We start from the raw sequence: 13,156 nt of genomic DNA, 5'->3' as shown, positions 1-13,156 counted from the left end.
ATAGATTTCAAAAAATAGTAATCGAATAAAGTCTTTCAGATTTGATATTTATTTTTTCAATTGACTAAATTCCGCTTTAGCTTTAACTAACTGTTTATTAAACTCTTCATTGGTATGTAACTGTGCGACCACGGCGGCTGCCATCACTTTGGCTGCATCAACATCACTTTGCCAATGGTAACCACAAATTACTCGACTTTCCCCAATTTCATAACCACGTTTTAAAATCTCGTTTTGGCGTTGTGGGTTTATTTCGGCAAGCACTAACGAAATAGCAAATCCTAAAGTAGTATGCCCTGATGGATAAGAACCATTGGTTGATAATGTTTTCTCATCTTCAGGTCGACAAGTTGGTTCTTTGAAAAATGAAAATGGTCGAACTCGATTATAGTGTACTTTTGCAGATCGTGTTGCAAGATCACCTGCATCTTCTTTCATTGTGGTAATAAGCTTGTAAATCTCTGGTGTTTTAGTGATCGAGATCTCATAACCAAAAGAAGGTGAAAATTGTTTAGTAACATTATCTTTTGTCGCATCCGCATCTAAATATGCCTGATGCCCCCGTTCCGTATTACGAAGAGATTTCCCCCAATCATATTGAGCTTTATCTCTAAGAAAATCAATACTATTGTAGGATGGTGGTGCAGGTAGAAGTAATAAACTATCTGGAGCTTGATCTTCTCTAAGGTAATAATCTTGCGGATCAGTTGTTACATCCTTTGCTTCAATGGCAAACACATTCGTACATAACAAAGAACAAATGATAATACTTTTTACAAAAACTTTTTGCATACCTATCTCCTTAATAAAAAATAATATTAGAAATTTAGTCAGTTATTTTAATAATATAAATTTACTTATTCATTTTTTTAAAGTGATAAAAAGCATTTACATTAGATTATTAAATCGCTGCTTAATAATACTGACTTATTTATAAATTGATTAATCATAAATTGGATTTTATATTAATAAATCATGATGTTTTATTATGTGATAAGAGTCACATTTCAATATTAAACAGCGTATAAGACTGAATCTAAAAAATTTTTAAAAAGTATTATTTTGAGTTAAAGAGTTGGAAAACCAACCTTTCTATCAACTGATTCCTAATTTGCTTTACACAAAAATTTTGTCACGAAACATAAAAAACACAGCGCCAAGCAGACATAGACCAGCCCAAATAAAATCAGTTTTAAAAGGCTCTTTTAAGATAAAGATTGAAAATGGAATAAAGACAGATAAACTAATTACTTCTTGAATAATTTTTAACTGACCCGCGGTTGCGACTTGAAAACCAATCCGATTGGCTGGAACTTGCAATAAATATTCAAAAAGTGCAATTCCCCAACTAATAAACACTGCAATAATCCAAGTTTGATTATGCAAAAAGCGTAAATGCCCATACCATGCAAACGTCATAAAAAAATTACTTAAAATGAGTAAACAGACAGTAATAATAAGTTGATTCATAATAATCATTAGTATATTAAAATAAGGGAATATCATTATATACCTTTGCGCAAATAATACGCAAAAGGATGAGGTTATTTTAGTTTTATTGCATTGCTATCAATAAATTTAATAAAGAGATCAATTGTGGATTTTAAGCAAAGTAAATTATTGCTGCTTATTGATTCTAGCTTTATAGTAAATGAAAATTAAAAACTTCATTCACTTCAACTCGACACAAAGGAAACAATTATGCAAAAAAGAGTAAATCAAGTTACTATGAAAGGTCATCCTATCACGTTACTCGGACCTGAAATCAAAGTGAGTGATAAGGCACCCGATTTTGTTGTCGAAAATAGCGAAATGCAACCGGTAAAATTTTCGGATTTTAAAGGTAAAGTCAGAATTATTAACTCAGTACCCTCCATTGATACTTCGGTATGTAGTGCTCAAGTGCATCGTTTTAATGTCGAAGCAACAAAATTAAAAGATACCATTATATTTTCAGTCAGTGTCGATTTACCTTTTGCATTAAATCGTTATTGTTCAGCAGATGGAATTGATGAGGTTAAAGTCACATCAGATCACAAAACTCTCGATTTTGGATTAAAATATGGCGTTGTAATTGAAGAAATGCGTTTATTGGCACGCGCGGTATTTGTCGTTGATAAAAACGATAAAATTGCTTATGTCGAATATGTTAAAGAGATCTCAAATGAACCTGATTACGATAAAATATTAAAGGTAGTCAATACTTTGTTATAAAAAACAAGTGCAATAATGATATTCATGCCACCTTACTGCAATAGGTGGCTTTTGTTAAGATTTATCATTCCGATATATGTAACAATGGTCAATATTCAGTTATAATTACCAATAATCAATTTATCCCATCTTTAAGTAAAATCATGAATAATGCTAAAAAGCGCTCTCGGATCTGGTCGTCGATTCTTTGTTTAGCTTTTGCTGGATTTATTTTCAATACTACCGAATTTGTACCGGTTGGTTTACTGCCTAATATTGCGGAAAGCTTTTCAATGGATGTCGCTCATGCAGGGTTATTATTAACGATATATGCTTGGGCAGTATCATTACTATCATTACCTCTGACAGTATTAACATCTAAAATGGAGCGTCGTAAGCTCCTTATTTTTCTGTTTTGTCTATTTATCGGTAGCCATCTATTAGCTGGCTTTGCTTGGAATTTTTATAGCTTAATGACAGCTCGCATTGGTATAGCTTGTGCACATGCAGTATTTTGGGCTATTACCACTCCGTTAGCGGTTCGATTAGCGCCGAATGGCAAAAAGGCCAAAGCGATGAGCTTTATTGTAGTAGGCACATCTATGGCAACAGTACTCGGTATTCCTATTGGTACCAAAATAGGGGAATTAGTTGGTTGGCGTACTACGTTTTTGTGTATTGGTGGTATAGCCTTTGGTATTTTAGTTTTATTGATTTACTTACTTCCTAAAGTACCTAGTATTAACACCATCTCTATCAAAGATCTACCAAAAGTGCTAAAACGTCCAGCCTTACTTAATATTTACTTATTAACGGCTATTATTATCACCGGACATTTTACTGCCTATACTTACATTACGCCATTTATGATGAGAGTGGGAGGATTCAGTCAAGAAATTGTCGTCCATCTATTATTAGTTATTGGATTTTCGGGCATGATTGGCAGTGTCATTTTCACTCGATACTCAAGTAAATACCCAACAGCGATATTAGTTGTACCTGTAATATTATTGATGGCGTGCTTATTATCACTCTACTTCAGCTCATTTAATCTCTACACCGCGATGATGCAAGGCATGATATGGGGATTAGCAATTACAATTATTGGTATGGTCATGCAAAGTAAAGTGATCGACGTAGCACCCGATGCAACTGACATTGCCACATCTGTTTATTCAGGAATTTATAATATTGGTATCGGCGGAGGAGCCTTTGTCGGCAGCCAAGTATTAGTAAAACTATCAACTGATTATATTGGGTTAGTCGGTGCTATTTTTGTGATCCTTGCGTTACTTCTTTTCTTCTTTTTATCCAAAAAAACTTGGTAAAAAGCAAATAAGCGCTGTTACAACCAGCGCTTATTAATTTTGTTTATTGATTGGCAGTAAAATTCATTACTGTTGACTAAGTGCTTCTAACTGTTCCCAGCGTTCAAAAACTGCTTCTAATTCTGCTTCTTTATCACTTAATGATTGTAAAACGGGACCGGTTATATCATGGGGTTGATTAAAAAAGTCACTTTGACCAATTTGCGCTTGTAAATCAGCAATCGCAATTTCAAGCTGTTCTATTTTGCTTGGTAACTGGGCTAATTCACGTTGTTCGTTATAGCTAAGTTTTACTTTCTTTTTAACCGCAGATTCTTTATTTTGATTATTAGTAGTATTTGATTCTTTTTTAGGTTGTTGACTGCTATTTACCGTCGAAACTTTAACGGGTTGAGCCTGCTGCTGTTGTTGCAACGCATCAGCATAACCTCCAGCATAAATACCAATATGCCCTTTCTCTTCGAAGAACCAACATTGCGTAACAACATTATCAACAAATTGCCGATCATGGCTTACCAATAAAACAGTTCCTTGATAATCATTGACCAGTTCTTCTAACAATTCCAACGTTTCAATATCTAAATCGTTTGTTGGTTCGTCCAATACCAGTAAATTGCTAGGTTTTAAGAACAGTTTTGCCAATAACAATCGATTACGTTCACCCCCAGATAATGCCCTTACTGGCGTTCTGGCTCGTTTAGGTGGAAACAAGAAATCCTGCAAATAACCCAATACATGACGCGAACGACCGTTTACCATCACCTCTTGCTTGCCTTCGGCCAAGTTATCCATTACTGTTTTTTCGGGATCCAGCTCTAAACGATACTGATCAAAATAGGCGACTTCAAGCTTAGTGCCGCAATGTACGCTGCCCGAAGTTGGTGTTAAATTACCAAGCATCAGTTTTAACAAAGTCGTTTTACCAATACCATTAGGACCAATCAGGGCAATCTTATCACCGCGTAAAACTTGCACTGAAAAGTCATTGACTAATAATTTATCATCAACTTGATAAGTCACGTTTTCCAATTCAAAAACGATTTTTCCAGAACGTAACGCTTCCTCAATTTGCATTTTAGCGCTGCCCATCACTTTACGACGCTCAGAATACTCTTGTCGCATCGCTTTCAATGCGCGTACACGCCCTTCATTACGAGTACGACGCGCTTTAATACCTTGACGGATCCACACCTCTTCTTGCGCTAATTTTTTATCGAATTCGGCATTTTGCAGCTCTTCAACACGCAACGCTTCTTCTTTACCAAGTAAGTAATTATCATAATTACCACTCCAAGAGGCGATTTTGCCACGATCTAAATCAATAATTCGTGTCGCCATTTGACGAATGAATGAACGGTCATGTGAAATAAATACAATGCTACCATTGAAGCTTTTTAAAAATTCTTCTAACCATTTAATGGTTTCAATATCTAAATGGTTAGTTGGTTCATCAAGTAATAAAACGGTTGGTTGACAAACCAAAGCTTTGGCTAAAGCAGCCTTACGCAGCCAACCTCCAGAAAGTGATGATAATTGAGCTTCACTATCTAGGGATAATGATGAAATCACATTACGAATCCGATTTTCAAGTTGCCAACCATTTTGGTGATCGAGCTGTTCTTGCATTTTAGCTAGTTTCGCTAAATTACTTTCACTGGGTTCTTGCTCAACTTGATGCGATAATTCGTGATAATCTTTTAACAACTGAGCTTGTTCTTGTAATCCTTCCGCCACAAAATCGAATACATTACCTTGAACATCACGGGGCGGATCTTGTTGTAAGCGTGACACAACAACATTATTTTCATAAACAATTTGTCCTTCATCCAATGGTACTTCTTTATTAAGCACTTTAAGTAAAGTGGATTTACCTGCACCATTACGACCTACAAGACAAACGCGTTCGTTCACTTCGATCGCCATATCAATATGATCTAATAAAGGCGCATCACTGAATGAAAGATAAGCATTGGTAAGATTAATTAATGACATATTTATGATTTTTATTTGGATATTAAATAATAAAGCGTTATTCTATCACAAAGTTGTGAAAGGCAGCTAAAAATCAACTTTCAAAGAAAGAAAACCCTTACAAAATGAGAATTACCCTTTTCTTCTATAACAAAAACAAATAGAGCTATATTTATTAATAATTATAGTTAAAAAAATTTATTACCAATTGAATATACTAATAATATTTTGGTACGGAGGTTATTTATGAGTCATATGTGGACATTCCAGCGAGTTGGTGGATTAGATCAAGTTGTATTTAAGAACGCTAACGACATTATCAATCTACCCGATTTAGATCCTAAATTGTGGGTAGCATTAAGCTGCCCAACAACAGGTTTAGATTTTGATGAACGAACTTTAGCTTTACTCGATACTGACCAAGATGGACGCATTCGTATACCGGATATTTTAGATGCAATTAGTTGGACCAAAGACAAAATATTATCGTTTCAGACGATTTTAAACTCCTCTGACACATTACCCTTATCTGAAATCAACACCTCAACAGAACAAGGTAAAAAACTGTCAGTTACAGCACACAGCATTCTTGCTAATTTAAACAAGCATGATATAAATTATTTAACCCAAGAAGATGTACAAGAGTCGATAAAAGTTAATGCAGGTAAACTTTACAATGGTGATTTAATTTTCCCACCTTCTGCTGAATTATCACCTGAAATGCAAACATTCATTCAAACCGCCATTAAAACAACCGGTGCCCAAAAAGATATGAGTGGGCAAGATGGTATTGACTTAGAGATTGCGCAAACTTTTGTTGATAATTTAAAAACTTGGCAGAAATGGCAAACCGATATCAGTAATACCCAAACACCCTTTGGTGAAGACCGAGCAGAAATTTGGAAATTAGTCCAACTTTTAAAACCAAAAATTGATGATTATTTTTTACGTGTTGAATTGGCCGAGTATGCCCCACAAGCACAAACCGCACTTAATGTTGATGAAAAATATATTGTCCCGACTGAAAATGGTTTACTGTCAGACGAAGCTTTGGCTGAATTACCTTTATCAAAAATTGATTCCACCAATTATCTTGATTTAGTCAATGGGCTCAATCCACTTTGGAAAGATAAGATCAGTCGTTTTAAAACATTAGTTGCCTCATCATTATCAAATCCTGACCAACTTACCCAGCAAGAGTGGCAAAATATTCAACAAAGTTTACAAGCCTACACTACGCTAATTAGTTCAAAACCCGAACTAACTCAGTTAAAGGTTGCAACCGAACCAACAGCAAGTATAGAAGATATTCACAACGATGTTATCACCAGTTTGATAAATTCGGATTTATTTACAGAATTTAAGCAGATGGTCGAACAAGATAACCAAACCCCTATTTCAGCATCGGATGTACTCGTACTTGAAAAGTTAGTTCTGTTTCATAAACATCTTTATCGTTTACTGGTTAATTTTGCCTCGTTTGCTGATTTCTTCTCACTTGAAAAAAGAGCCGCTTTCCAGCTTGGTAAACTGTATATTGATGGTCGGTGTGCTACCCTTTGTGTCGCCGTCGATAATATTGCCAAACATGCCAATATGGCAAATTATTCTGAGCTCTGTTTACTCTACTGCGAATGCACTCGTCAGGGTGAAAAGAAACTGATTGCTGCAGCTATGACCGCTGGACAAGGTGATTTATTGATTGAAGGTCGTAATGGTGTATTTATTGATAATAATGGCAATGATTGGGATGCCAATGTGGTTAAAATAATCACCAAGCCAATTAGTATTCAACAAGCCATTTGGGCGCCTTATCAACGTATTGGTCGTTTAATTACCGAACAAATTAATAAGTGGGCAACAGACAAAGATGCTGATATCGATAAGTCTAGCGAACAAGCGTTACAAAATCCTGCTAATAAATTTGATATCGGTAAAAGTATGGGGATTTTTGCTGCAATTGGCTTAGCCATTGGTGCTATTGGTACCGCTTTGGCGTCTATCTTTCAGGCTATCTTTTCGCTCGCTTGGTGGCAATTTCCATTAGTCATTATTGGACTATTTTTGATTGTATCCGGTCCTTCGGTGATTTTAGCATGGTTAAAACTACGTCGTCGCACTCTCGGACCATTACTTGAAGCATCGGGATGGGCCATTAATGGACAAGTAAAAATCAACTTAATGTTAGGGGGATTGCTCACAAGCAAAGCCGAACTGCCTGACAATGCTAAACGCAATTTAAGCGATCCATTGAAGCAACATCATTATAAATTCATCATTATTCTATGGTTAGCCATATTATTAGGTGTGGGTATTAGTGGTGGCTGGCTTTGGCACGAAGGTTATTTAGATAAAATTTTTGAACCACAACATCATACTGAACAAAATGTGCAACAGCAGTCAGAGAAGCAAAACAATAGTAACACAAGTGAAAATCATTAAAAAACAAAATGGCTATTGGAGATTTAATCCGATAGCCAATACAAACTAATTGCCGATCGATTTATCGGCAATGCTTAACTAAATAATAGTTAATCAGTGTTGATAAACCGGTAAACGGCGACAAATATCTAACACTTTAGCTTTTACTGCTTGAATGGTTTGCTCGTCATCAATGTTATCTAACACATCACAAATCCAATTTGCCAACTCACGTGATTCTGCTTCTTTAAAACCTCGACGTGTAATGGCTGGTGAACCGATACGCACACCTGAAGTTACAAATGGACTTTGTGGATCTTTTGGTACACTATTTTTATTTACCGTAATGTTTGCGCTACCTAACGCGGCGTCTGCTTCTTTACCGGTAATTTTTTTATCGACTAGATCAATTAAAAATAGATGATTTTGCGTTTCGCCTGAAACCACTTTATAACCACGTTTTAAAATTACATCAACCATAGCTTGCGCATTTTTAATCACTTGATGTTGATACTCTTTATAGGCTGGTTCCATCGCTTCTTTTAAGGCTACAGCTTTGGCGGCAATCACATGCATTAAAGGCCCGCCTTGTGCACCAGGGAAAACCGCCGAATTTAATTTTTTATAAAGTTCTTCACTACCACCTTTGGCTAGAATTAACCCGCCACGTGGTCCGCCTAATGTTTTATGAGTTGTCGTGGTAACGACATGAGCAAAAGGTACTGGATTAGGATATACGCCTGCTGCAACTAGACCTGCCACATGCGCCATATCCACAAACAAGAACGCTCCGACACTATCAGCAATCTCGCGCATACGTTTCCAATCGACCACGCCTGAATAAGCAGAGAACCCACCAATAATCATTTTAGGTTTTGAATCTAAGGCTATTTTTTCTAATTGTTCGTAATCAATATGTCCAGTTTCGTCAACACCATAAGCGACGACATTATATAATTTACCAGAAAAACTTACAGGTGAACCATGTGTTAGATGCCCGCCTTCTGACAAATTCATGCCTAGTACTGTATCACCTGGTTTTAATAATGCCATATAAACAGCAAAATTAGCCTGTGAACCCGAATGGGGTTGCACATTGGCATAATCAGCACCAAACAAAGTTTTTGCTCGCTCAATAGCTAATGTCTCAACGATATCAACATACTCACAACCACCATAATAACGTTTGCCTGGATAACCTTCAGCATATTTATTAGTTAATTGCGATCCTTGCGCTTGCATTACTCGAGGACTTGTATAATTTTCTGATGCGATTAATTCAAGATGATCTTCTTGACGTTGCTCTTCACCTTTGATTGCATCCCACAATTCTCTATCATAAGTGGCAATGGTCATATCTTTACTGAACATATTGACTCCTAGTTATTAATTGCATTAACCATTAGGTATAATTGCACTAAATTGGTTTAAAAAAACATCATTTGCAATTATCCTCACTTAATCAGCATATTATTTCAATCTTTTTTTTTAATTATAAAAAAAATTTATATTAAAACGGTAATTAAATAAGACAGTTTTTATTATTACCCTAATTTTTGAAAACTACTAAGAGTTACAATTTTATTGTCTCACAAGAATTATAAATTATCTTTTGAGACAAAATAAATTTCACTAAAATCATACGGACAATCAATTTCATTTTTAGGTAATTTAAATGAATTAGTTTTAGTGATAACTTGATAGCTTTTGCCATCATCATCATAAAAAACGAATTTATAGATATTTGTATAGATAAACTTCTTTTTAATCGTTTTATCGGTATTTATCTTTTTTTCTGATGCCAATAAATTTATTTTAGTTTTTGAAGAATCTAAATCCTCCCTAGCAATGATGCCCTCATTCTGCATCCATTTCGCGGCGTCATTCATCGGTGAAATAGAACAAACGGGTGCTTTAGCAAAGGAGTGTGCTGACCACAACATTACTCCTACAATAAGAAAAAATTTTTTCATTTTATAACCTTATTTTCTAATTTTATTTTTACCTAGTTCATTGACAAGTAAAATTGAACATTAATGGATTAAATCTTTTTTTAATTTAATTGATTAGCGTAACCATTCGATCTGGCGTTTTGAAATAAAATAACTATCTACGTCATCAAAACATTTTGTTTTAGAGGCATTACTTTTTGTGATCACGTTATAAGCTTTATTTTGATTATCATAAAAAATAAAATGATAAACTTGTGTATAAAGGTTTTTACTTTTTTGTTCAGTCGCTAAAAGTGTGATTCTCATTTTTGATTCACTTAAATTTTGACTATCGACAATATTATTACTTTTTAACCACTCCTTGGCTTTATCTAAAGACCAAGCTTTGCAATCAGGTTCTTGAGCAAGGGACATCAATGGAAGTGATACCAATAGCATTAGAATAGAAAGTTTCTTCATATTATTTCCTTAAATTTTTTTGTTACTTTATAACAAGCGTTAAAAATATTGAATTTGCTTATATAATGTCATATTCGCCATTAATGTACTTTACTTTGTGATACTAGGTATTTATTGACTCCACTTATTGAGCATTCTTTGTCCGAAGCATCATTTTGAGTAATAACTTCGTAACTATTCCCTTTTTTATCGTAGAAAACAAAATGATAAATTTGATTATATAAACCTTTTTCTATCTCTTGTGATGCTAATTGCGTAATTTGAGTTTTCGATTCATCTAAATCTAAAATATCCACAATATTCGAGTTTTTTAGCCAGACTTCGGTCATATTCATAGGCCAAGTATAGCAATCGGGTCCTTTAGCAAAAGCGAGTAACGGACTAAACATAAACAATACAAAGATAGTTAATTTTTTCATATCATCACCTTTAATTATTCCTTTTTACTTGATGAAGTTAAGATTAAAACTGAAAAAGTTAATTGCCAATTATTTAATTAATATAAATCAATTTTGCCTGTAGATTATATAGAAATAAATGATTAAATAATCATAAAAGTAACATGAGAAATCAATTTTAATTATTTTGATTATCACAAAATTACAATAGCACTTTTTTATTTATTAATATTATGTATATACTGTTGCCAAAATCGATTATTGAGTAACACGTTTTATGCCCTTATCTACGCTCGTTATTTTGCCTTTTTTGGTATTAACTATCATTTCAGCTTCATTATTTGAACAAAAAAAATGGCAATTAGTGACCATCACATTCATGACCGTTCTTATCGTGATGGAACTCACCTCTGTCTACTTTAGTGGTGGTTTTATTGACTATCAGTTTTATGTGAATTTAAATGTAAATGATATCATTGAAGGGTTATTCATTTTTAAACTGCAAGCAGTATTAGTTATTGCGGTCTTTTTAGGATTGGTATTTTTATTGTCAAAATTAGCCAATCTATGCAAACGTAAATGTCGGTTATTTATCCGCTTATTATTTGCCAGTCTTGCAATCATCTCAATAAGTTACCATAACGGCCCTTTAAGTCGTTTATATGAAATATATCAAGTAACAAGTGCACCTCACGAACCGTTCAAACAAGCGTTAGAATCATTAAATATGGTTGATTATCCAACCAAAGAGCAGATTGTGAGTCAAAAGGGCAAAAATATTATCGTATTGTCTCTTGAATCCTTTGAACAAGGCTTTTTAGATTTTGAGGAAATTACCCCTAATTTACAACAATTACGCCAAGATTATACTTTCTTTGCTAATATGCCAATGAGTGCGGGCAGTAGTTGGACTACTGCGTCAATGTATACTTATATGACAGGCATGCCATTTCTAATTGGAGGATATACAACTTCCCCATTAATGAAAGCAGATCAAACACAATTAGTAAGCTTGGGTGATGTACTAAGACATGCTGGCTACCAAACACGTTATGTAATGGCGGGTCCTAATTTTGCTGGAATTGGTCATACGGCAGGTTTATTTGGTATGCAAATCGTCTCGGAAGAAAATTATGTTGGTCAATACCCTAATGCCCCATTTGGATTGTATGACAAGGATATTTTAGATATAGCTCAAAAACAAATTATCGAGATGAATAACTCAGGTAAACCATTTGCGTTATTTATTTCAACAGTTTCAACTCATGCGCCGAATGGTTTTAATGATGAGCGTATGCAATCAGTTATATCACCTAAAAATGATAATATGTCATTTGTTGCAGCTTCACTCGATTATAATGTTGGACAATTTATCCGACACTTAAAAGATAATGGATTATTAGATAATACTGTATTTTATATTTTCCCCGACCATTTAATGATGGGTGCAGGCACAGCAACAATTAATCGCCTATCAGAAAAAGAGCGTAAACTTTACTTACTGACCAATGCTAAGAGTGAAAATTTACATAAAACGCCCGATCAAGTCATCTACCAAATTGATTTACCGCGTTTAATTTTAAATGGTGCACAAGTTGAAAGTAATGCTAAATTTTTAACAGATTACCTAAATGAGCCAAATTTCAATAAAAAACAGTTTATTGAACAAAATAAATCAAAAATTGCAACAATAAATAACTCTGCGCAACTATTTAAATAGGTACAAAATGACGGCTGATACATTAATTTTAGTCACTACTATCAGTTTTTTAGGAATGATTTCACCTGGGCCAGATTTCTTTCTGATTTTAAAAAACAGTTTAAGTTATAGCCGAAAAATCGCGTTAATGTCTTGTGTAGGCGTAATTATGGCGATACTAATTCATATGAGTTATTGTGTTGCAGGTATTGCCATACTCATTGCAACAACACCAATACTTTATAATGGGTTACGTTATGCAGGTTCAGCCTACTTGTTATGGCTCGGAATAAAAGCATTACTAGCAAAAAACACCGGTACAACTTATCTTACACAGCAATCAAGCAATAAATGTATTTCTGCTAAAACAGCCTTTATGCAAGGTCTGTTTTGCAACCTACTTAATCCTAAAGCAACATTATATTTCTTAGCAATTTTCACTCAGGTATTGAATGCCGATTCATCAATAATGGATAAATTACTCGTAGCATTTATTATTTGGATAGAAGCTGTTTTTTGGTGGCCTTTTGTTGTGTATATATTTCAAACACAAGCTGTGCAACGAAGATATTTTAAAATACAAATTATCATCGATAAATTATTAGGCATCATTTTAATAACATTGGGGATAAAAGTTGCTTTAGGATTTTAAGGTAAATTCATCAATAATTTTTTACTGAAACGTTATCTTCTCCTGAAACTTTTTTACATAAAAACTTTCTTTTTTTGAATCTT

The 13,156-nt window shown here is 34.3% G+C and carries 12 protein-coding genes; 5 read left to right on the top strand and 7 right to left on the bottom strand.

Annotation, left to right across the window (positions count from 1 at the left end; all coding sequences use genetic code 11):
* Positions 1-48 precede the first annotated feature (48 nt).
* A complete protein-coding gene (locus A9G17_RS10425) occupies positions 49-792 on the bottom strand; it encodes an acid phosphatase (RefSeq protein WP_065738650.1) in 744 nt (247 codons plus the stop codon).
* 324 nt (positions 793-1,116) lie between these two features.
* On the bottom strand, positions 1,117-1,470 hold the full coding sequence (locus A9G17_RS10420) for a DMT family protein (protein WP_065739149.1): 354 nt from the start codon (positions 1,468-1,470) through the stop codon (positions 1,117-1,119).
* A 231-nt stretch (positions 1,471-1,701) separates the two neighbouring features.
* On the opposite strand from A9G17_RS10420, the gene tpx reads away from it, so the two are divergent.
* Together tpx and A9G17_RS10410 are read left to right on the top strand one after the other, a co-directional pair.
* A complete protein-coding gene (gene tpx / locus A9G17_RS10415) occupies positions 1,702-2,214 on the top strand; it encodes a thiol peroxidase (protein ID WP_065738649.1) in 513 nt (170 codons plus the stop codon).
* A 143-nt stretch (positions 2,215-2,357) separates the two neighbouring features.
* Positions 2,358-3,521: a sugar transporter gene (locus A9G17_RS10410; protein WP_065738648.1), complete on the top strand. Its 1,164-nt coding sequence runs from the start codon at positions 2,358-2,360 to the stop codon at positions 3,519-3,521.
* A gap of 66 nt (positions 3,522-3,587) precedes the next feature.
* Here A9G17_RS10410 and A9G17_RS10405 read toward each other — a convergent pair whose 3' ends face one another.
* The gene (locus A9G17_RS10405) at positions 3,588-5,513 is read right to left on the bottom strand and encodes an ABC transporter ATP-binding protein (protein WP_065738647.1); all 1,926 of its coding nucleotides are present in this window, start codon (positions 5,511-5,513) and stop codon (positions 3,588-3,590) included.
* Between the two features lie 225 nt (positions 5,514-5,738).
* On the opposite strand from A9G17_RS10405, the gene A9G17_RS10400 reads away from it, so the two are divergent.
* On the top strand, positions 5,739-7,934 hold the full coding sequence (locus A9G17_RS10400; RefSeq protein ID WP_065738646.1) for a MerC domain-containing protein: 2,196 nt from the start codon (positions 5,739-5,741) through the stop codon (positions 7,932-7,934).
* A 93-nt stretch (positions 7,935-8,027) separates the two neighbouring features.
* On the opposite strand, the gene glyA is transcribed toward A9G17_RS10400, so the two are convergent.
* The 4 genes from glyA to A9G17_RS10380 all read right to left on the bottom strand — a co-directional run bounded on the left by glyA (position 8,028) and on the right by A9G17_RS10380 (position 10,743).
* Positions 8,028-9,284, bottom strand: coding sequence for a serine hydroxymethyltransferase (gene glyA / locus A9G17_RS10395; RefSeq protein WP_065738645.1), 1,257 nt, complete (start codon positions 9,282-9,284; stop codon positions 8,028-8,030).
* 227 nt (positions 9,285-9,511) lie between these two features.
* On the bottom strand, positions 9,512-9,886 hold the full coding sequence (locus tag A9G17_RS10390; RefSeq protein WP_065738644.1) for a hypothetical protein: 375 nt from the start codon (positions 9,884-9,886) through the stop codon (positions 9,512-9,514).
* A gap of 93 nt (positions 9,887-9,979) precedes the next feature.
* Positions 9,980-10,324, bottom strand: a complete 345-nt coding sequence (locus A9G17_RS10385; RefSeq protein ID WP_065738643.1) for a hypothetical protein — start codon at positions 10,322-10,324, stop codon at positions 9,980-9,982.
* Between the two features lie 80 nt (positions 10,325-10,404).
* Positions 10,405-10,743 (bottom strand): hypothetical protein, encoded by a 339-nt coding sequence (locus A9G17_RS10380; protein WP_065738642.1) that lies wholly within the window; start codon positions 10,741-10,743, stop codon positions 10,405-10,407.
* Between the two features lie 256 nt (positions 10,744-10,999).
* On the opposite strand from A9G17_RS10380, the gene A9G17_RS10375 reads away from it, so the two are divergent.
* Both A9G17_RS10375 and A9G17_RS10370 read left to right on the top strand, forming a co-directional pair.
* A complete protein-coding gene (locus A9G17_RS10375; protein WP_065738641.1) occupies positions 11,000-12,442 on the top strand; it encodes an LTA synthase family protein in 1,443 nt (480 codons plus the stop codon).
* A 7-nt stretch (positions 12,443-12,449) separates the two neighbouring features.
* Complete coding sequence (locus A9G17_RS10370; protein ID WP_065738640.1) at positions 12,450-13,073, top strand: LysE family transporter; 624 nt, start codon at positions 12,450-12,452, stop codon at positions 13,071-13,073.
* Positions 13,074-13,156: the final 83 nt, after the last annotated feature.

This window comes from Gilliamella sp. wkB7 (genome assembly GCF_001693435.1).
Taxonomy (GTDB): Bacteria; Pseudomonadota; Gammaproteobacteria; order Enterobacterales; family Orbaceae; genus Gilliamella; species Gilliamella apicola_N.
This window is presented reverse-complemented; position numbering and strand designations above follow the sequence as displayed.